The sequence below is a fragment of the Pseudomonas sp. Colony2 genome (assembly GCF_019382755.1).
GTDB lineage: Bacteria > Pseudomonadota > Gammaproteobacteria > Pseudomonadales > Pseudomonadaceae > Aquipseudomonas.
Genome location: NZ_CP080030.1, coordinates 1,829,657 through 1,849,781 on the forward strand (window position 1 = coordinate 1,829,657; position 20,125 = coordinate 1,849,781).

21 protein-coding genes are annotated in these 20,125 nt (G+C 61.0%); 3 read left to right on the plus strand and 18 right to left on the minus strand.

Annotated features, from left to right (window positions below):
• Window positions 1-124 precede the first annotated feature (124 nt).
• Window positions 125-601: a hypothetical protein gene (locus tag JV201_RS07830; RefSeq protein ID WP_003219041.1), complete on the plus strand. Its 477-nt coding sequence runs from the start codon at window positions 125-127 to the stop codon at window positions 599-601.
• 7 nt (window positions 602-608) lie between these two features.
• Here the strand turns inward: JV201_RS07830 and hemN are convergent, their stop codons facing one another.
• The 8 genes from hemN to JV201_RS07870 form a co-directional block, all read right to left on the minus strand.
• Window positions 609-1,991: an oxygen-independent coproporphyrinogen III oxidase gene (gene hemN / locus JV201_RS07835; protein ID WP_177028711.1), complete on the minus strand. Its 1,383-nt coding sequence runs from the start codon at window positions 1,989-1,991 to the stop codon at window positions 609-611.
• A 103-nt stretch (window positions 1,992-2,094) separates the two neighbouring features.
• Complete coding sequence (locus JV201_RS07840; RefSeq protein ID WP_177049212.1) at window positions 2,095-2,778, minus strand: sulfite exporter TauE/SafE family protein; 684 nt, start codon at window positions 2,776-2,778, stop codon at window positions 2,095-2,097.
• A complete protein-coding gene (gene ccoS / locus JV201_RS07845; protein WP_003219033.1) occupies window positions 2,771-2,989 on the minus strand; it encodes a cbb3-type cytochrome oxidase assembly protein CcoS in 219 nt (72 codons plus the stop codon). The genes JV201_RS07840 and ccoS overlap by 8 nt, the downstream gene beginning before the upstream one ends.
• A 22-nt stretch (window positions 2,990-3,011) precedes the next feature.
• Window positions 3,012-5,462: a heavy metal translocating P-type ATPase gene (locus JV201_RS07850; protein ID WP_219406711.1), complete on the minus strand. Its 2,451-nt coding sequence runs from the start codon at window positions 5,460-5,462 to the stop codon at window positions 3,012-3,014.
• 135 nt (window positions 5,463-5,597) lie between these two features.
• Window positions 5,598-6,137, minus strand: a complete 540-nt coding sequence (locus JV201_RS07855) for a FixH family protein (protein WP_008437568.1) — start codon at window positions 6,135-6,137, stop codon at window positions 5,598-5,600.
• Between the two features lie 14 nt (window positions 6,138-6,151).
• Entirely contained in the window at window positions 6,152-7,567 is a 1,416-nt protein-coding gene (gene ccoG / locus JV201_RS07860) for a cytochrome c oxidase accessory protein CcoG (protein WP_003219028.1), read from the minus strand.
• A 207-nt stretch (window positions 7,568-7,774) separates the two neighbouring features.
• A complete protein-coding gene (locus JV201_RS07865; RefSeq protein WP_003219026.1) occupies window positions 7,775-8,185 on the minus strand; it encodes a type II toxin-antitoxin system VapC family toxin in 411 nt (136 codons plus the stop codon).
• Window positions 8,185-8,439, minus strand: coding sequence for a type II toxin-antitoxin system Phd/YefM family antitoxin (locus JV201_RS07870; protein WP_003219024.1), 255 nt, complete (start codon window positions 8,437-8,439; stop codon window positions 8,185-8,187). Before JV201_RS07870 ends, JV201_RS07865 begins: the two co-directional genes overlap by 1 nt.
• 634 nt (window positions 8,440-9,073) lie before the next feature.
• On the opposite strand from JV201_RS07870, the gene JV201_RS07875 reads away from it, so the two are divergent.
• Window positions 9,074-9,754, plus strand: coding sequence for a hypothetical protein (locus JV201_RS07875; protein ID WP_023659084.1), 681 nt, complete (start codon window positions 9,074-9,076; stop codon window positions 9,752-9,754).
• A 93-nt stretch (window positions 9,755-9,847) separates the two neighbouring features.
• On the opposite strand, the gene ccoP (JV201_RS07880) is transcribed toward JV201_RS07875, so the two are convergent.
• From ccoP (JV201_RS07880) to ccoN (JV201_RS07915), 8 genes are all read right to left on the minus strand, one after another.
• Window positions 9,848-10,825 (minus strand): cytochrome-c oxidase, cbb3-type subunit III, encoded by a 978-nt coding sequence (ccoP, locus tag JV201_RS07880; RefSeq protein WP_003219020.1) that lies wholly within the window; start codon window positions 10,823-10,825, stop codon window positions 9,848-9,850.
• Window positions 10,822-11,007 carry a CcoQ/FixQ family Cbb3-type cytochrome c oxidase assembly chaperone gene (locus tag JV201_RS07885; protein ID WP_008437575.1) on the minus strand — a complete coding sequence of 62 codons (186 nt, stop codon included), beginning with the start codon at window positions 11,005-11,007 and terminating at the stop codon, window positions 10,822-10,824. The genes ccoP (JV201_RS07880) and JV201_RS07885 overlap by 4 nt, the downstream gene beginning before the upstream one ends.
• Window positions 11,008-11,012: 5 nt before the next feature.
• Window positions 11,013-11,621 carry a cytochrome-c oxidase, cbb3-type subunit II gene (ccoO, locus tag JV201_RS07890; RefSeq protein WP_003193167.1) on the minus strand — a complete coding sequence of 203 codons (609 nt, stop codon included), beginning with the start codon at window positions 11,619-11,621 and terminating at the stop codon, window positions 11,013-11,015.
• The gene (gene ccoN, locus JV201_RS07895; RefSeq protein WP_003219015.1) at window positions 11,621-13,063 is read right to left on the minus strand and encodes a cytochrome-c oxidase, cbb3-type subunit I; all 1,443 of its coding nucleotides are present in this window, start codon (window positions 13,061-13,063) and stop codon (window positions 11,621-11,623) included. Before ccoN (JV201_RS07895) ends, ccoO (JV201_RS07890) begins: the two co-directional genes overlap by 1 nt.
• Window positions 13,064-13,535: 472 nt before the next feature.
• Window positions 13,536-14,483 carry a cytochrome-c oxidase, cbb3-type subunit III gene (gene ccoP / locus JV201_RS07900; protein WP_177008125.1) on the minus strand — a complete coding sequence of 316 codons (948 nt, stop codon included), beginning with the start codon at window positions 14,481-14,483 and terminating at the stop codon, window positions 13,536-13,538.
• Window positions 14,480-14,686, minus strand: a complete 207-nt coding sequence (locus tag JV201_RS07905) for a cbb3-type cytochrome c oxidase subunit 3 (RefSeq protein ID WP_003219012.1) — start codon at window positions 14,684-14,686, stop codon at window positions 14,480-14,482. Before JV201_RS07905 ends, ccoP (JV201_RS07900) begins: the two co-directional genes overlap by 4 nt.
• Window positions 14,687-14,689: 3 nt before the next feature.
• Window positions 14,690-15,298, minus strand: coding sequence for a cytochrome-c oxidase, cbb3-type subunit II (ccoO, locus tag JV201_RS07910; protein WP_003219010.1), 609 nt, complete (start codon window positions 15,296-15,298; stop codon window positions 14,690-14,692).
• 10 nt (window positions 15,299-15,308) lie between these two features.
• Window positions 15,309-16,733, minus strand: a complete 1,425-nt coding sequence (gene ccoN, locus JV201_RS07915) for a cytochrome-c oxidase, cbb3-type subunit I (RefSeq protein ID WP_003219009.1) — start codon at window positions 16,731-16,733, stop codon at window positions 15,309-15,311.
• Between the two features lie 79 nt (window positions 16,734-16,812).
• Between ccoN (JV201_RS07915) and JV201_RS07920 the strand changes: the two genes are divergently transcribed.
• Window positions 16,813-17,502: an alpha/beta family hydrolase gene (locus tag JV201_RS07920; RefSeq protein ID WP_219406712.1), complete on the plus strand. Its 690-nt coding sequence runs from the start codon at window positions 16,813-16,815 to the stop codon at window positions 17,500-17,502.
• 81 nt (window positions 17,503-17,583) lie between these two features.
• Here the strand turns inward: JV201_RS07920 and JV201_RS07925 are convergent, their stop codons facing one another.
• Entirely contained in the window at window positions 17,584-19,149 is a 1,566-nt protein-coding gene (locus JV201_RS07925; RefSeq protein WP_003219005.1) for a PAS domain-containing methyl-accepting chemotaxis protein, read from the minus strand.
• 85 nt (window positions 19,150-19,234) lie between these two features.
• Window positions 19,235-20,026, minus strand: a complete 792-nt coding sequence (locus tag JV201_RS07930) for a CPBP family intramembrane glutamic endopeptidase (RefSeq protein WP_003219003.1) — start codon at window positions 20,024-20,026, stop codon at window positions 19,235-19,237.
• Between the last annotated feature and the right edge of the window lie 99 nt (window positions 20,027-20,125).

Consider the following 20,125-nt stretch of genomic DNA (forward strand, 5'->3'; position numbering starts at 1 on the left):
AGACGTAAGGGTAACGCACCGGGGGGCAATCAGGCCAGCGTGTACAGAAAAGCAGCAGCGGTATAAAGAATTTTGTATCGAGGTCGATACAAGATTGTCACTCCTAGAGCTGGAGGCTCAGATCATGCTTTCCATTGGCGCAACCAACCCTGCCATTGTTTCTTCGCTAACCGTGCCTGATGCGAAAAAAGACCCCGCTGCAGACGATAAAGACCAAGCGTCTTCTACCGATCGGGCCACTGACACCAAGCCCCAAGGACTGGTGGTGGATATCTCGGGGGCGGGGCTGAAAGCCTCCAAGGCCAGCACCAACTCCAACAAGGACATTGACGACAGCAACCTGAAAGACAACATCAAGCAGCTGTTGAAAATGATTCGCGAGATGAGAAAACAGCTCGCCGAGAAGATGGCTCAGCTCTCAGCTGCCATGTCCGACGCCTCAAAGACCCCGCAGGCAAGGCAGGCCAGAGTGGCCGCCTTGCAGAGTGATATCGCGACATTGCAGGCCGGCTTGATGACGGCCCAATCGCAGTTGACCAAGGCCTTGAAGGACGAGTCTCCCGAGTCGCAGCTGGAAGCGATGGCCCTGCTGGCGAAGTAGGACAGGTTCAGATTACCCGCGAAAATCGTTGCCGATTCTGGTGCTCCAGATAGGCATCGAACACCATGCACACCGAGCGTACCAGCAGGCGTCCCGCCGGCAATACGCGGATGCCCTGTGGGTCGAGTTCGATCAGTCCGTCCTCGGTCATCGCCTCCAGTTGCGGCCAGAGCTCGTCGAAATAGCCGCGAAAATCGATGTTGAAGGCCTGTTCGATCTTCTCGAAATTCAGGCTGAATGTGCAGATGAGCTGCTGGATCACTTCCCGTCGCAACCGGTCATCCGTGGTGCATAACAACCCACGGCTGGTGGCCAGTTGCGCGCCGGCGAGGGCGTTCTGGTAGTGGTTCAGGTCGCTGCTGTTCTGGCAGTACAGGTCGCCGATCTGGCTGATCGCCGACACCCCAAGCCCGATCAAATCGCAATGCCCGTGGGTCGTGTAGCCCTGGAAGTTGCGTTGCAGCGTGCCTTCTTCCTGGGCGACGGCCAATTCGTCGTCCGGCAGGGCAAAGTGGTCCATGCCGATGTAGCGGTAGCCCGCCCGGGTCAACTGCTCGATGGTGGTTTGCAGCATCAGCAGTTTTTCCGCCGGGGAGGGCAGGTCGTCGGTGTTGATCCGTCGCTGGGGCATGAACCGTTCCGGCAGGTGTGCGTAGTTGAACACCGAGAGGCGGTCCGGTTGCAGGCTGATGACTTCTTCCACGGTGCGTGCGAAATTCATCGGTGTCTGCTTGGGCAAACCGTAGATCAGGTCGATATTGATCGAACGAAACTGCAGGGTGCGCGCTGCGTCGATCACTGCGCGGGTTTCTTCCAGGCTTTGCAGGCGGTTCACCGCACGCTGCACTTCGGGGTCCAGGTCCTGCAGGCCGATACTGACGCGGTTGAACCCCAGTTCACGCAGCAGGCCCATGGTCGCCCAATCGGCTTCCCGCGGGTCGATTTCAATCCCGTAGTCGCCGGAGTCATCGTCCAGCAGGTTGAAGTGCTGGCGCAGGCGGCCCATGACCTGACGCAGCTCGTCATGGCTGAGAAAGGTCGGGGTGCCGCCGCCGAAGTGCAGCTGCTCCACCGGCTGTTTGGGGTCGAGGTGGCACGCCACCAACTGGATTTCCTGCTCCAGGCGTTGCAGATAGGCGTGAGCCCGGCCGCGATCCTTGGTGATGACCTTGTTGCAGGCGCAGTAGTAGCAAATGTTGGCGCAAAACGGCACATGCACATACAGCGACAGGGGCCGTACGGCCTTGCGGCTGTCGCGCAGGGCGTGGAGCAGGTCGAAGGTGCCGACCTGGCTGTCGAATTGTACGGCGGTGGGGTACGAGGTGTAGCGTGGCCCCGCCAGGTCGTAGCGGTGAATCAGATCAGTGTCCCAACGAATGGCGTCGAGCATGCGGGCGTTCCCCCGGATAGGCTAGTGGGCCGAGTCTAGGGGCTGGGTGGGGAAGCCATCTTGATTTGCATCAACGGGGAGCGGCGCTATGCCACATGGCGATCTAGTGGCCCATCAGCCAGTGCTGGTGCGGCCCGGGCAAGGTCCAGATGCCGAACAGCATGACCAGCAGGCCACCGGCCATCCGCACGCTGCGTTTGCGCAATAACGCGGTGACTCGATCAGCGGCTAAGCCCGTGGCCAGCAGTACCGGCCAGGTGCCAAGGCCGAACGCGAGCATCAGCACCGCACTGTCCAGCGCATTGCCCTGGCTGGCCGCCCACAGCAACGTGCTGTAGACCAACCCGCACGGCAACCAGCCCCAGAGCGCACCCAGCAGCAACGCCCGGGGCAGGCTGGACACCGGCAGCAAACGGTTGGCAACCGGCTGGATATGCCGCCACAGGCCGCGCCCGAGGCTTTCGATACGGGTCAGGCCGCTCCACCAGCCAGCCAGGTACAAGCCCATGCAGATCAGCAACAGCCCGGCGACGATGCGCATGAACATCGCTGCCGGACTGTTGGCCACGGCCCAGCCGGCCAGGCCGATCAGCAAGCCGGCGGTGGCGTAGCTGAGGATGCGCCCCAGGTTGTAGGCCAGCAGCAGGCGAAAGCGCCGACTGCGTTGCTCCTTGGGAATCGCCAGGGTCAGCGCGCCCATCAGGCCGCCACACATACCCAGGCAATGGCCGCCGCCCAGCAGGCCGAGGATCACCGCCGAGACCAGCAGGGGCGCCAGTTCAAGCATGGGGCGGATCTTTCGGCTTGGGCGGTTGTTCAGGGCCGTTGGCTTCATCGACGGCCGCCAGGTGGTTCGGGTCCTGGTCATCGAACAGCACGCTGTGGGCCGGGCCATCGAGGTCGTCGTACTGGCCGCTGTCCACCGCCCAGAAGAAGATGTAAATGGCGATGGCCACGATCAACAGCGCCGCCGGGATCATCACGTAAAGAGCTGGCATCTGCACTCCATGCCCGCGCGACTCAAGCCGGCAGCGGGCGGGTTACGGGGGCGGGGCTCACGGCTGGCGTGCTCGGCATGCGAGTCAGGCGCAGGGCATTGAGCACCACGGTCAACGAACTGAGGGACATGCCGATCGCCGCCCAGATGGGAGTGATCCAGCCGAGGGCGGCAAACGGCAACATCAGGCCATTGTACAGCCCGGCCCACAGCAGGTTTTCAATGATTACCCGGCGGGTGCGCCGGGCCAGGGTAAAGGCTTGCACCAGGGCGTCGAGGCGGTTCGACAGCAACACCGCGTCGGCGCTGGTCTTGGCCAGGTCGGTGGCCGAGCCCATGGCCACGCTGATATCGGCGGCGGCCAGCACCGGCACATCGTTGACGCCATCGCCGAGCATCAGCACCTTGCGGCCTTCCTTGTGCAGCTGTTGCAGCATTTGCAGCTTGTCATCGGGGCGCAGGCCGCCATGGGCTTCGTCGATGCCCAGCTCGGCGGCGACACTGGCAACCATCGGCGAGCTGTCTCCCGACAGCAGCAACGTGCGCCAGCCGCGTGCCTTGCAGGCGGCGAGCAAGGCGGGCGCGTCGCTGCGCAGGCGGTCATCCAGGACAAACCAGGCCAGGGCGCCGTCGGTGTCGCCCAGCAGCAGCCATTGGCCGGCTTCCTTCGGTGAGGCGGGGAGGGCGCAGCCGCTCAGTTCGCAGACAAAACCCGGCTGGCCAATGCGCAACCGGCGGTTACCGACGCGGCCTTCCAGGCCCAGGCCCGGCGTGCTGAGCACTTCATCCGCCGCCAACGGCGCGCGGCCGAATGCGCGGGCGATCGGATGTTCCGAACGTTGCTCCAGCGCCGCCGCAAGGCTCAGGCACTCGTCGCTGCCCAGCAGGCTCAACGGGCGGATCGCGCGCAACGCCAGGCGACCTTCGGTAAGGGTGCCGGTCTTGTCGAAAATCACCGTGTCGATCTGGTTCAGGCCTTCCAGCACGTGGCCGCGGGTCAGCAGCAGGCCGAGTTTGTGCAGGGTGCCGGTGGCTGCCGTCAGGGCGGTGGGTGTTGCCAGTGAGAGGGCGCAAGGGCAGGTCGCAACCAGCATCGCCAGGACGATCCAGAACGCCCGTGACGAATCCAGCTCCCACCACACCAGGCCGATGACCGCAGCGGCGACCAACGAGCACAACAGGAACCATTGGGCGGCGCGGTCGGCGATCTCCGCCAGCCGGGGTTTCTCCGCCTGGGCCCGCTCCAGCAGGCGCACGATGGCCGACAGGCGCGTGTCGTGGCCCAGGGCGCGGACTTCGACGGTCAGCGCACCTTCGACGTTGAGGGTGCCGGCAGTGACGGCATCGCCGACCTGGCGTGGTTGCGGCAGGTACTCGCCGGTCAGCAGCGATTCGTCGATGCTCGAGTGGCCGTCGAGGATGATGCCGTCTGCCGGCAGCACCGCCCCCGGATGCACCAGTACCCGGTCGCCCAGGGCCAGTTCGCTGAGCAGGATCCGTTCACTTTGCCCGTCGGCACTCATGCGCAGGCACGAGGCTGGCAACAGGTTGACCAACTGCGCGGTGGCTGCCGCCGTACGTTCCCGGGCGCGACGCTCCAGGTAGCGCCCAGCCAGCAGGAACAGGGCAAACATGCCGACTGCATCGAAATACAGTTCGCCGGTGCCGGTGATGGCGGTCCAGATTCCGGCCAGGTAGGCACCGCCAATGGCCAGGGACACCGAAACATCCATGGTCAGGTGGCGGGTGCGCAGGTCGCGCATCGCCCCCTTGAAAAACGGTGCGCAGCTGTAGAACACGATGGGCGTTGTCAGAAACATCGCGACCCAGCGCAGGATCACGTGCAGCTCCGGGCTCAGGTCGATATTGAATTCCGGCCAGGTGGCCATCGTCGCCATCATCGCCTGGAACCACAGCAGCCCGGCCACCCCCAGTTGACGCAGGGCCAGGCGGTTTTCGCTGGCCAGTTGTTCAGCGGCACGGTCGGCTTGATACGGGTGGGCGGCGTAGCCGATGTGACGCAATTCGCCGAGCAGTTGGCTCAGGGGCAATTGCCCGTCGGCCCAGCGCACGTGCAGGCGGTGGTTGGACAGGTTCAGCCGCGCCTCGGCCACGGCGGGCAGGCTGCGCAGGTGTTTTTCGATCAGCCAGCCACAGGCGGCGCAACTGATGCCTTCCATCAACAGTGTGGCTTGCGACAGGTCACCGTCGTGGCGCACGAAAGGCTTTTGCACATCGGCACGGTCATACAGCGCCAGCTCGTCCACCAGTTGCACCGGCAGCGCCTCGGGGTTGGCCGAGGCTTCGCTGCGGTGCTGGTAATAGCTTTCCAGGCCACCGGCGACAATCGCCTCGGCCACCGCCTGGCAGCCCGGGCAGCACAGCTCGCGGGGCTCGCCGAGGATCACGGCAGTGAACCGGCTGCCGGGCGGCACGGGCAGGGCGCAGTGGTAGCAGGGGATCGGGGTGGTCATGGCTCAGTTCCGATGATCGTTCCCACGCTCTGCGTGGGAACGCTTCGCTGGACGCTCCGCGTCCGCTCTTGTGACGCGGAGCGTCACGGGATGCATTCCCACGCAGAGCGTGGGAACGATCAAACAGGTGACGCTCTATTTTTTCAGGTCTTCAGCACCCTGCAGCGGCTCGTCGCCCAGCAGCAAGTCCTTGTCATGGCTGACCTGTTCTTCTTCAAACATACGCCAGGTCCGGTCGCCTTCCACCCCCAGCAGCTCGACGAAGCGGCGGCCTTCGACCTTGTCGGTCACCTGGCCGATGTAGCGGCCGGGTTCGCTGTCGCTGCGGGTCAGGATGATCTTGCGATCCTTCTCCGGCTGGGTCGGCGAAATCAGGTTCAGCTCCAGGGTGCCGGGCCCGCTGTTGCCGGTCAGGTGCAATTCGACTTCGCCGGTCAACTCGTCCAGGTGCACCTTGGCCCGCAGTTGCAGAGTCTGGGCCAGCAGTTCGCGGTCCAGGGAACGGTTGATGCCTTTGCCGGCCTCGTAATAGTTGTCGTTGACCAGGTTGTCGGGGTTGTTCACCGCGATGGTCACCATGGACAAGGTCAACGTCACCGAGCAGGTCAGGATCCCAATGATGATCCAGGGCCAGAGGTGCTTGTACCAGGGGCTTGCGGCAGTAGCTGCGGGCATTGTTCGGCTCTCTATTAACGGACTTGTGGGCCGATGAATCGGCTCTTGGCTTCAATGTGGACGCTGTCGTCATCGGCATCCCTGAGGATGAATTTCACCTCGTTGGTGCTCGACGGCAGTTGTTCCGGTGCGCTCGACAACTCCACCGGCATGCTGAAGATTTCCCCGGCCGCTACCTTGATCTCGCGCCGGCCTTGCAGCTTGAGGTCTGGCAGGCCTGCGGCGTCAAGCACGTAGGTGTGGTCGCGCTGGTCCTTGTTCATGATCTTCAGGCTGTAGACGTTTTCGATCCGGCCCTCGGCGTTTTCGCGGTACAGCACGCGGTCCTTGCTGACGTCGAAACCCACCAGCGAGCGCACGAAGAAGGCGGCCACCAACAGGCTGATCATCGCCAGCAGCACCAGGGCATAACCGATCAGGCGCGGGCGCAGCTTATGGGTTTTCTGCCCGGACAGGTTGTGCTCGGTGGTGTAGCTGATCAGCCCGCGCGGGTATTCCATCTTGTCCATGATGTTGTCGCAGGCGTCGATGCAGGCAGCGCAGCCGATGCATTCAATCTGCAGGCCGTCACGGATGTCGATGCCGGTAGGGCACACCTGTACGCACATCGTGCAATCGATGCAGTCCCCCAAGCCCTGGGCCTTGTAGTCGATACCTTTTTTGCGCGGCCCACGGACTTCGCCACGGCGCGGGTCGTAGGAAACGATCATCGTGTCCTTGTCGAACATCACGCTCTGGAAACGCGCATACGGGCACATGTAGATGCACACCTGCTCGCGCAGCCAGCCGGCGTTGCCGTAGGTGGCGAGGGTGAAGAAGCCGACCCAGAAATACGACCAGCCATCCGCCTGGCCGGTGAAGAAATCGAACACCAGTTCACGGATCGGCGAGAAGTAGCCGACAAAGGTCATGCCGGTGACGAAGCCGATGATCAGCCACAGGCTGTGCTTGCCGAACTTGCGCAGGAACTTGTTGGCGCTCATCGGCGCCTTGTCCAGCTTGATGCGTTGGTTGCGGTCGCCTTCGGTGACCTTTTCGCACCACATGAAGATCCAGGTCCACACGCTTTGCGGGCAGGTGTAGCCGCACCAGACGCGGCCGGCATACACGGTGATGAAGAACAGGCCAAACGCCGCCACGATCAGGATGCCCGACAGCAGGATGAAATCCTGGGGCCAGAAAGTCGCGCCAAAAATGAAGAATTTACGCTCCGGCAGGTTCCACCAGACAGCCTGGTGGCCACCCCAGTTCAGCCACACGGTGCCGAAGTAGAGCAGGAACAAACCGGCACCCCCGAGCATCCGCAGATTGCGGAACAAGCCGGTGAAGGCACGGGTGTAGATTTTCTCCCGCGATGCGTAGAGATCGACGGTGTTATTCGAATTTTTGGCAGGCGGGGTAACGTCATGTACCGGAATCTGGTTGCTCATCATTGCATCCCACGGCAGTGGAGATTTGCCTCGGCCAGTACGTGCCAGCCGGGGTCAAAATAGGGGTGTTGCAGTGGCCTAATGATACGCCCCTGATACCCTTCGACGGGTGCGACCTTTGGTCGCGTTGGGGGAAATCAATTGATGGTGTACGTGATCTGGGTCAATTGACTTGTGAAGTATGGACGGTTTTTTTAGCCTTACCGGTCATTCGTCCCATGGATTGATCAGCGCGACGCCGCTGGATTGAAAGTCGCCAGTGTTGCGCGTGACCACTGTCAGCCCATGAACCAGCGCGGTTGCAGCGATCAGCGCGTCACTTTCGTTGGCTTGGTCTGGCACATGCAAGCTGGCACAGCGCAGGGCAACTGCTGCATCAATCGGCAGGATTCTGGCATCAAACGCCGGTATGACATGGCGCTTGAGCCATGTGCGCAAAACCTTCCCCTGGGCGGGATCACGCCGCTCCATTCGCAGGACTCCTGTTTCCAGTTCCTTCAAGGTAATGGCTGAAATATACATCCGTGGCGCGATGACACTTTTGGCCCAGGCGACGACCTTGGCATCGGCCTGGGGTTTGCGCAGTTCAGAGATGACGTTGGTGTCGAGTAGATACATCAAGTGAAGTCCACGGGTCGATGAGTGATCACGGCGCGTTCGGTTTCGAACTCGATATCTGCCGCTTCTGGCATCACCAACAGGTCAACGATGTCGGCATTGAGGCCTGTCAGTTTTTGGTAGTCCTCAATGCTTAGCAGTACATGGGCAGGCTTGCCCCGGTCAGTGATAAAAACCGGGCCTTGGCGGGCGGCTTTTTTGGCACCGCTTGTGTCTTGATTGAATTCACGGCTGGAAATGGTGGTGATGGTCATGGGGGCTAACCTCCGTATGGAGTACGAATGTAGTCACGTTACTACCTGCGGTTTTCTTGATCAATCTCAAATGTAGATGCGTTGCTGGCGGTGACGACTTTTTCGACTTGAAAACAAAACGGCCCCGCCAATCTCCACTGGCGGGGCCGTTTTTTTTCACCGCTTTTCCTCACACGGCGTCTGGCGGCTTGTTCCCATGGGACAGTCCGAAACATACGCCGCCAGCAAGTGCACCTTGCCGTTTCCCTTGCGACTTCCTGGTGTTGAGTAAGTAAATCAGGAGAGGTCTACGGGCCGGTGTGGTGGCGTTTTTATAACTGCTTTTTGCGCTGTTAAATAACCTACAACGATTGGTTAGGAAGCTGACGCTTCTGCGATATCAGTTCTTAGGCCCAAACGAGCCTTTGTTTACACAGAATGAAACGTTTGTTGTAGGAACGCTGATCGCGTTATTGCCACGCAGGAAATGCCGACGTTGAGATCAAGTCTGGATCAGTGTTCGGCAATGTTTTGTAGCAGCGCGCAGCGTTACCACGATGAAACCTTTGATGAGCAATTGTTGAACGTTATGCCTAGGTCTCTTGCGCGCCGATAAATTTATTTTGTTTTGACGTTATTCAAATCGAGGAAACCAATGACCATTCAACGTGCTAATGACACGCATAATGTTGGAGCCGTTCCACCATCGGCTTCGACGCTGCCAGTATCCTCTGGCATCAGCGTAGAGCAATTCAGTAGTTGGAATGATTATCGGGTGGCCGACCGTCTACTCAGAAACTTTGATAAGTATGCCGACCCTGCGCAACCAGACTACATCACCCGCGACTCTCTACGACAGGTTGCGTATGCCTCTGCGCAGAGTGGCTACAGCAGTGACGACATGAATTTTGCCCGTTCGCTGCTGGAAAATCCTGTACTCATGGAGAAACTCGATGGGTACGGAAAGCATAAGCACGATGGCAAAATCGATCGTGAAAGTATCATAACCGTGGGTCAGAATATGGGGTTTCCCCTGGCCACGATGAGTGATAAAGAACTGGCGCAAAAGCTCCTGAATGAATATGACACCTATTACCCGGAGCGCGGTTGGGGTGGGATTGATCGCAGGGAGGGTGTGACTTACGCTTCACTGAAGAACATCGCGGATGGGACGCGTCATGATCGCGGCCCAGATGAAGCGATGGTCGCGCGGGAAATCTTGAGTCGTCCTGAGTTAGTGGCACAGTTAGGACTGACGGATTGGTCTAAATCGGCTGATCGGGGGGCGATCAACGCTGCTATTAAAAGAATGGACCAAGTGCATGAAGAACGGTAACGCCTCGTCCTCGGGGTAAGTTGAGTTCCACCAATGCCCCATTACCAAAGCCCCGCGCAGCATTGGCTGCGCGGGGCTTTTTGGTTTTAATGCTTACTGCTCCTCAGCTGCCTTGTCTCCATGGGACAGGCTGTAAACATAGGCCGCCAGCAAGTGCACCTTGTCATTGCCCTGCAACTGCTCCTGCGCAGGCATCTGGCCTTGACGGCCATAACGGATGGTCTGCTGCAGTTGCGCGAAGCTCGAACCGTAGATGAACGCGCCAGGGTGGGTCAGGTCAGGCGCGCCCATGGCGGGTGTACCTTTACCGGCGGGACCGTGGCACGCCACGCAGTTGGCGGCGAAGAGTTTCTCGCCGTTGGCCACGTCTGCCTTCGCGCCTTCCGGCAATTTGCGGCCATCGAGGTTGGTCACCACAAAGCCGGCCACATCGGCCACGCCTTGCTCGCCAATGACTTCGGCCCACGCCGGCATCACCGCGTGGCGGCCCTTCATGATGGTTTCCTTGATGGTGGCCGGGTCGCCGCCCCAGCGCCAGTCGGCGTCGGTCAGGTTGGGGAAGCCGTAGGCACCCTTGGCGTCGGAACCGTGGCACACCGAGCAGTTGGAGGCGAACAGGCGGCCACCCATCTTCAAGGCTTGCGGGTCCTTGGCCACTTCTTCGATCGGCATGGCGGCGAACTTGGCGAAGATCGGCCCGAACCGGGCGTCCGACTTGGCCATTTCCTTTTCCCATTCGTGCACGCCGGTCCAGCCGGTCTGGCCATTGGCAAATGGGGTTTGCTTGTCGTTGTCGAGGTAGTTGTAGCCCGGCAGCAGGCCTTTCCAGTTGCCCAGGCCAGGGTACAGCGCCAGGTAACCGAGGGCGAAGATGATGGTGCCGACGAACAGCATGAACCACCATTTGGGCAGCGGGTTGTCGTACTCCTCGATGCCGTCGAACGAGTGGCCGACGGTTTCATCGGTTTGCTCGGCGCGCTGGCCCTTGCGGGTCGACAGCAGCAGCCAGGTCAGGGCGAAAATGGTACCCAGACTGAGGACTGTGACGTACAGACTCCAGAACGTAGTCATTCTTTGTTACTCCTAGACGCTTCCACGACGTGCTTGATGGCTTCGGGATCATCCGCGAAGGGCAGCAACGTCGCGTCTTCAAACTCCGACTTGCGCTTGGGGCTGAACACCCACAAGGCCAGGCCGATAAAGGCCACCATCACGACAACGGTGCCCAGGCCTCGAATCATCCCGATATCCATCCAGATCACCGTTTGCTTTTGATGATGGTGCCAAGGCCTTGCAAGTAGGCCACCAGTGCGTCCATTTCGGTCTTGCCCTTCACGGCCGCTGCCGCACCGGCGATGTCTTCGTCGGTGTAGGGCACGCCCAGGGTGCGCAAGACTTCCATCTTCTTGGCGGTGTCCTTGCCGTCGAGTTTGTTTTCGACCAGGAACGGGTACGCCGGCATTTTCGATTCGGGCACCACGTTGCGCGGGTTGTACAAGTGCGCACGCTGCCAGTCATCGGAGTAACGACCGCCGACCCGGGCCAGGTCCGGGCCGGTACGCTTGGAACCCCACAGGAATGGGTGGTCCCACACGCTTTCACCGGCGACCGAGTAGTGGCCGTAGCGTTCGGTTTCGGCGCGGAACGGGCGGATCATCTGCGAGTGGCAGCCGACACAACCGTTGGCGATGTAGACGTCGCGGCCTTCCAGTTCAAGGGCGGTGCGCGGCTTCATGCCTTCCACCGGCTTGTTGGTCACGTCCTGGAAAAACAGCGGAACGATCTGGGTCAGGCCGCCGATACTCACGGCGATGACCATGAAGAAGGCCAGCAGGCCGATATTCTTCTCGACTACTTCATGCTTCATCAGTGAGCTCCCACAACGGCGATCTTGGTAGCGGCTTCGGCTTCTACAGGGTCGGAGGCACGCACGGTGCGCCACACGTTGTAGGCCATGAACAGCATGCCGCTGGCAAAGATCGCACCGCCCAGGGCGCGCACGATGTAACCCGGATGGCTGGCTTGCAGCCCTTCGACGAAGGAGTAGGTGAGGGTGCCGTCATCGTTGATTGCACGCCACATCAGGCCCTGGGTGATGCCGTTGACCCACATCGAGGCGATGTAGAGCACGGTACCGATGGTGGCCAGCCAGAAGTGGGTGTTGATCAGGCTGACGCTGTGCATCTGCGCACGGCCGAACAGTTTCGGGATCATGTGGTACAGCGCGCCGATGGAAATCATCGCTACCCAACCGAGGGCGCCGGCGTGTACGTGGCCGATGGTCCAGTCGGTGTAGTGGGACAGCGAGTTGACCGTCTTGATGGCCATCATCGGGCCTTCGAAGGTCGACATGCCGTAGAACGCCAGGGAGACCACGAGGAACCGCAGGATCGGGTCGGTGCGCAATTTATGCCAGGCGCCCGACAGGGTCATCATGCCGTTGATCATGCCGCCCCAGCTTGGCGCGAGCAGGATGATCGACATCGCCATGCCCAGGGACTGGGCCCAGTCCGGCAATGCGGTGTAGTGCAGGTGGTGCGGACCGGCCCAGATGTACAGGGTGATCAGGGCCCAGAAGTGCACGATGGACAGGCGATAGGAGTAGATCGGACGCTCGGCCTGTTTCGGCACGAAGTAGTACATCATCCCCAGGAAGCCGGTGGTGAGGAAGAAACCTACGGCGTTGTGGCCGTACCACCACTGGATCATTGCGTCCGTCGCACCGGCGTAGGCCGAGTAGGACTTGAAGAAGCTGACCGGCAAGGACGCATGGTTGACGATATGCAGCATCGCCGTCACCAGGATAAACGCCCCGTAGAACCAGTTGCCGACATAGATGTGCTTGGTCTTGCGCTTGACGATGGTGCCGAAGAACACCACTGCGTAGGTCACCCAGACAATCGCCAGCAAAATGGCGATCGGCCATTCCAGCTCGGCGTATTCCTTGGTGGTGGTGTAGCCCAGCGGCAGGGTGACGATCGCGCCCACGATGACCGCTTGCCAACCCCAGAAGGTAAAGGCCGCCAGTGCATCGGAAATCAGTCGCGTTTGGCAGGTTCGCTGCACGACGTAGTAAGAAGTGGCAAACAGTGCACATCCACCGAAGGCGAAAATCACCAGGTTGGTGTGCAACGGGCGCAGGCGTCCAAATGTCGTCCATGGCAGGCCAAAATTCAACTCTGGCCAAACCAGTTGCGAGGCAATGAAAACGCCGAGCCCCATGCCAAGGATCCCCCAGACCACCGTCATGATGGCGAACTGGCGGACTACCTTATAGTTATAAGCAGTCGGACTGATTGCTGTGCTCATTCTAAGGTTCCACGGTTTAGTTTTTTTATAGGGTAAAAATCGGTCGCAAGTATGGAGAAAGCAAGATTCCATTGCAACGCAAGGTGACCTGCGTCAATGCGTTCCAAACCAGATTCTGCGCCCTTTCCATGTTTGGCGTAAGGACAAAATTCAGGGTTAAAAGCTGACGACTTGGACAGGATTTTAAACGGGTCGAAGGTACTTGTAACTGAGTGTGTGTAAACAAGCAGCTCGGGTGACGAATGGCCAGTGGCACGACAGCCGGTAAGTACCAGCCTTTGCGCCTGTCATCGAGCAGAAATGTTTCAACCCATCGAGTGCAAGTCGGCCGTCGACCGGCCAATGCCAGTCCACTGTGCAAACAAGCGTAGACCCGAATGGCAGGAGGGGAAAGTCAGCGATCGGAAGGGTGCGACAATGGGTCGCAAAAAAGCCGCGCCTGAATCAGGCGCGGCTTTTGGGTGGTGCAGGATTACTCGGGTTGGCTGTCAGGCGTTGCGCCATCAGCATTGTGGGACAGGCTGTAAACATAGGCGGCCAGCAGGTGCACCTTGTCATTGCCTTGCAGTACTTCCTGCGCAGGCATCTGGCCCTGGCGGCCGTGGCGAATGGTCTGCTGCAACTGCGCCAGGCTGGTGCCGTAGATAAAGCCGCCTGGCTGCGTCAGATTCGGCGCGCCCATGGCTTCCACGCCATGGCCTTCCGGCCCGTGGCAGGCGACACAGGTGGTGCTGAATGCCACCTGGCCCGCGGCGACATCCGCACTGCTGTCCGCCGGCAGCGGCAGCCCCGCCAATTCATGGCGCACGTAGGCTGCGACGTTCTTCACACCGTCCTCACCCAGCACTTCACCCCAGGCCGGCATCGCGGCATGACGGCCATTCATGATGGTCATCTTGATTGCATCCGCCGAACCGCCCCAGCGCCAGATGTTGTCTGCCAGGTTCGGGAAGCCGTAGGCGCCCTTGGCGTCCGAGCCATGGCACACCGCGCAGTTGGAGGCGAACAGGCGGCCGCCCATTTTCAGCGCCTGCGGGTCCTTGGCAACTTCTTCCACCGGCATGGCCGCGAATTTGGCGAAGATCGGTCCGAATTTGGCGTCGGCCTTGGCCATTTCCTTGTCCCATTCCTTGGTCTGGGTCCAGCCATCTTCATAGCCCGGCAACACGCCTTTCCAGTTGCCCAGGCCCGGGTAGAGGATCAGGTAGCCGACGGCAAACACCAGGGTGCCGGCGAACAGCATGAACCACCATTGTGGCAGCGGGTTGTCGTACTCCTCGATCCCGTCGAAGGCGTGGCCCATGGTCTGGTCCACGCTGCCCTTGGTCTCGCCCTTGCGGGTGCCGATCAACAGCCAGGTCAGGCCGATCAGGCTGCCGAGGGTCAGTACACAGATCCATGTACTCCAGAAGGTAGTCATGGCCGGTTGCTCCTTGTTGCAGGCTCTTCTTGAGCGTCGGGGGTTGGCGGTAGCGGTTCATCGGCAAACGGCAGCAGGCACGCCTCGGCGAACTCTGCGTTGCGCCGGGAGTTGAACACCCACAGCGACAGGCCGATGAAGGCGATGGCCACGACCAGCGTGCCAAGGCCGCGGATGGTTCCAGCATCGAATTCAAATCCCATGGCTCACCTCTTGCTCTTGATGGCAGTGCCGAGCACTTGCAGGTACGAAACCAGCGCGTCCATCTCGGTCTTGCCCTTGAGGGAGGCCACGGCACCGGCGATGTCGTCGTCGGTGTACGGCACGCCGAGGGTGCGCATCACCTTGAGCTTGGTCTCGGTGTGGCTGCTGTCGACCGGGGCGGTGACCAGCCATGGGTACGCCGGCATCTTCGATTCCGGTACCACGTTGCGCGGGTTGTACAAGTGCGCGCGGTGCCAGTCGTCCGAGTAGCGCGCGCCGACGCGGGCCAGGTCCGGCCCGGTACGCTTGGAGCCCCACAGGAAGGGGTGATCCCACACGCTTTCACCGGCCACCGAGTAGTGGCCATAACGCTCTGTTTCGGCGCGGAACGGGCGGATCATCTGCGAATGGCACTGTACGCAGCCTTCGCGGATATAGATGTCGCGACCTTCCAGTTGCAGCGCGGTGTAGGGCTTCATGCCTTCCACCGGCTTGTTGGTCACATCCTGGAAGAACAGCGGCACGATCTGGGTCAGGCCGCCGATGCTCACGGCGAGCACCATCAGCAGCATCAGCAGGCCGACGTTCTTTTCAATGGTTTCGTGTTTCATCATCGACTCCTCAGGCCATCTGCGCCGCAGCGGCGACTTCGGCGGGTTGTGCCGAACGCACAGTGCGCCAAGTGTTGTAAGCCATCAGGAACATGCCGCTGAGGAAGATCGCCCCGCCCACCAGTCGCACGATGAAGCCTGGGTGGCTGGCCACCAGGGTTTCGACGAAGGAGTAGGTCAAGGTGCCGTCTTCGTTGACTGCACGCCACATCAGGCCCTGGGCGATGCCGTTGACCCACATCGAGGCGATGTAGAGCACGGTGCCGATGGTGGCCAGCCAGAAGTGCGCGTTGATCAGGCCGAGGCTGTACATCTGCTCGCGACCGAAGATTTTCGGGATCATGTGATACAGCGCGCCGATGGAGATCATCGCTACCCAACCCAGCGCCCCGGCGTGTACGTGGCCGATGGTCCAGTCGGTGTAGTGGGAGAGGGCATTGACCGTCTTGATCGCCATCATCGGCCCTTCGAAGGTCGACATGCCGTAGAAGGCCAGGGAAACCACCAGGAATCGCAGGATCGGGTCGCTGCGCAACTTATGCCAGGCGCCCGACAGGGTCATCATCCCGTTGATCATCCCGCCCCAGCTCGGTGCCAGCAGTACCAGCGACATCACCATGCCCAGGGACTGTGCCCAGTCCGGCAGCGCGGTGTAGTGCAAGTGGTGCGGGCCGGCCCAGATGTACAGGGTGATCAGTGCCCAGAAGTGCACGATGGACAGGCGATAGGAATACACCGGGCGTTCGGCCTGTTTCGGCACGAAGTAGTACATCATCCCCAGGAAGCCGGCGGTGAGGAAAAAGCCTACCGCGTTATGCCCATACCACCACTGCACCATGGCATCCGTCGCACCGCCGTACAGCGAGTAGGACTTGGTCAGGCTGACCGGGATTTCCAGGTTGTTGACGATATGCAGGATGGCCACGGTGATGATGAACGCACCGAAGAACCAGTTACCGACGTAGATGTGCTTGGTGTTGCGCTTCATCACCGTGCCGAAGAACACGATGGCATAGGCCACCCAGACGATGGTGATCAGGATGTCGATCGGCCATTCCAGCTCGGCGTATTCCTTGGAGCTGGTGTAGCCCAGCGGCAAGGTGATCGCGGCCAGCACAATGACCAGCTGCCAGCCCCAGAAGCAGAACTGCGCGATCTTTGGCGCGAACAATTGGGTCTGGCAGGTGCGTTGCACCGAGTAGAAGGAGCTGGCAAACAGCGCGCAACCGCCAAAGGCAAAGATCACCGCGTTGGTGTGCAGCGGGCGCAAGCGGCCGAAACTGGTCCAGGGCAAATTGAAGTTGAGTTCGGGCCATACCAACTGGGCAGCGAGAAAAACCCCGAGCCCCATGCCGACGATGCCCCACACCACCGTCATAATGGCGAATTGGCGGACCACCTTGTAGTTATAGGCGGTACTTAAAGTAGTGTTCATGGTTCCCCATCCACGGTTCAACCCAAGCAAATGCGGCACTTGGGCTGGAGTTATAGGCAGACTAAAAAGCGAGGCAAGCATGGGCAAAGAGCACAAGGCCAGTATTGACGGGGATCAATGGGCGCAGTGTGTGCGGGAACGCGGCTGGTTGTGGGATGTCGCCACAGGGTCTATGGCGCGTACGCCCACGACGTTGATCCTGGCCCACGGCGCGGGTGCGCCGATGGACTCGGGCTTCATGAACGACATGGCTGCACGCCTTGCCGGGCATGGCGTGAACGTGTTGCGCTTCGAGTTTCCCTACATGGCCCAGCGTCGTGTGGATGGCGGTAAACGTCCGCCGAACCCGGCGCCGAAACTGCTGGAATGCTGGCGTGAGGTGTATGCCGAGGTGCGACGTCATGTCGCTGGGAAACTGGCGGTGGGCGGCAAGTCGATGGGCGGGCGGATGGCCAGTTTGTTGGCGGATGAATTGGGTACGGACGCGCTGGTGTGCCTGGGTTATCCGTTCTATGCGGTGGGCAAGCCGGAGAAGCCACGGACCGAGCACCTGGCCGGGCTGAAGACGCCGACGTTGATCGTGCAGGGCGAGCGGGATGCTCTGGGCAATCGGGCGGCGGTGGAAGGGTATGTGTTGTCGCCGAGCATCGAGGTGATGTGGCTGGTGGCGGGGGATCATGATCTGAAGCCGTTGAAGGCTTCGGGGTTCAGTCATGAGCAGCATCTGGAGGCTGCGGCGGTGAAGGTGGCCGGGTTTCTCGGCGCCTGATAGGGCCCTTTCGCGAGCAAGCCCGCTCCCACATTTGAAATGCATTCCAAATGTGGGAGCGGGCTTGCTCGCGAAAGCGGTTTACCGGTTAAAGCGTTCTACCAGCGAATACTGAGTATTGGCGGTATGCGTCAGCTCTTCACTCAACTGCGCCGAATTCAACGCCTGTTCCGACGTCTGGTCCGCCAGCAGCGCAATGGTGCTGATGTTACGGCTGATCTCTTCCGCCACCGAGCTCTGCTCTTCGGTCGCCGCCGCAATCTGCGCCGTCATATCAGTGATGTGCGCCACCGCCTCGCTGATCCCGATCAGCGCCTGATCCGCTTCCATCACCCGTGCCACACCTTCTTCCGCCTGGCGATGCCCGGCGTCCATGGTCTGTACGGCCGCACTGGCGGTCTGTTGCAGCTTGGCGATCAGCGCGTGAATCTGCCCGGTGGACTCGCTGGTGCGCTGGGCCAGTTGCCGCACTTCGTCGGCCACCACCGCAAAGCCGCGACCCATCTCCCCGGCACGGGCCGCTTCGATGGCCGCGTTCAGCGCCAGCAGGTTGGTCTGGTCGGCGATGCCTTTGATCACATCCACCACGCCACCGATTTCGTCACTGTCCTTGGCCAGTTGGGTCACGGTCACGCCGGTCTCGCCCACGGCCACCGACAGGCGCTGAATCGCCTCGCGGGTTTCGCCGGCGATATCACGGCCACGCCCGGTCAGGCGATTGGCTTCCTGGGTGGCATCGGCGGTGCGTTGCACATGGCTGGCGACTTCCTGAGTCGTCGCGGCCATCTGGTTGACCGCGGTGGCCACCTGTTCGGTTTCCACGCGCTGGCGTTCAAGACCGCTGGAGCTGTTATGCGCCAGGGTATTGGACTGCGCCGCCTGGGAGTTGAGGTGTTCAGCCGTGTCCTGCAAACGGGTAAGACACGTCTTCAGGCGCGCCTCCTGGCTGAGGATCGACATTTCCAGGCGCGCCTGGGCGCCGCGGCTGTCGGTGTACATCTGCGCGATCAGCGGGTCTGAGGTGGTCTGTTCGGCCAGGCGCAGCAAGCGCTTGAGCCCGCGTTGTTGCCAGCTCAGGCCCAACAGGCCCAGCGGTACCGACAGCGCCGCTGCCAGGGCAAAGCCCCAGTGGGAATTGAGCCAGACGCCAATCAGGAAGCTCAACTGGCTGACCAGGATAAACGGCAGCCAGTCCTGCAACACCGGCAGCCACTTGTCGCGGCGCGGGATGGCCGGCTTGCCCTGGTTGATGCGCTGGTAAAGCGCTTCGGCACGGCGGATCTGCTCGGCGGTGGGCTTGACCCGCACCGACTCGTAGCCGATCACCTGGTTGCCGTCGAAGACCGGTGTCACATAGGCGTTGACCCAATAGTGATCACCGCTCTTGCAGCGGTTCTTGACGATGCCCATCCATGGCAAGCCTTGTTTGAGCGTGGACCACATGTGTGCGAACACTGCCGCCGGCACATCCGGATGACGAACCAGGTTGTGCGGGGCACGCAGCAGTTCGTCATGGGAAAACCCACTGATCTCGACGAAGGCGTCGTTGCAGTAGGTGATCACGCCTTTGGCATCCGTGGTGGAGATCAACCGTTGCTGAGCGGGGAAGGTACGTTCGCGCTGGGTAACGGGTTGGTTATTACGCATGATTGTTCAATCCGCAAGGCTTTGACAGGTTGTCGACCGTCGCGGGGTTTTATTTAACTTATTTTTTGCAACAATCGGCGCAGCCTCAGCCCGCCAGCATCGGATAGGTAAACAACCCGAAATGCAGCAGGTTCAGCCCGAAGTGCGTAACGATCGCCGCGCCCAATCCGCCAAAGCGATACGCCAGGCCGTAGCCCAGGCCTGCGATGGTCGCCAGCAGGGTCCACTGCCAGCCTGCGCCCAGGTGTACCAGGCCGAACAACAGGGCGGCCAACAGCAGGGCGAGGTTTTCACCATAGGGCAATTGCTTGAACCGTCGGCTCAGGCCGCCCTGGATATAACCGCGGAACAGCGCTTCCTCCACCAGGGTCACCAGCAGCAGGTTATTCAACACCCACAGCCAGGCCTGCTCCGGCCACTTCGGGGCCCAACTGATGACGCCCAGCAACGCAGCGCCGCCCAGGGCGGCAATCGCCGTCAGTGTCAACGCCAGGGCGGTGGCGTAGATCGACAGGCGCAGGGACCGGCGCGCAACAATCCACGGGCATGCCAGCAGCAGCCAGAAGCCAATCAGCGGTTTGTCCTGGTTCAGGTACATCGAGAAAGGCACGGCGTCGTCCGTAAAGCGCTGCGGGGCGATCCCGCGACCGTTGTAGAACCCCGGCAGCCAATGCATCGCCAGCCCCAGCGCCAGCACGATAAACAGCCCGTGGCCCAGATAGCGTACCCACGGGTTTCGCTGTTGCCGCACGGCAAACCCGGCCAACAGCAGCATGGCGACGGAAAGCGCCGCCATTAACCCCAATTGCCCGTAGCTCAAGGCAAGTACATAGCCGATGGAAAGAAGCGCCAGGTACAGCCATGGCAATGCAAGCATGGGGAATCCTTGTGACAGTCAAAATCTGAGGGCGGCAGTATACCGAGCGTCACCGACGGTAAAAATGAAAACACCGCCAGGGAAGGCGGTGTTTTGGGT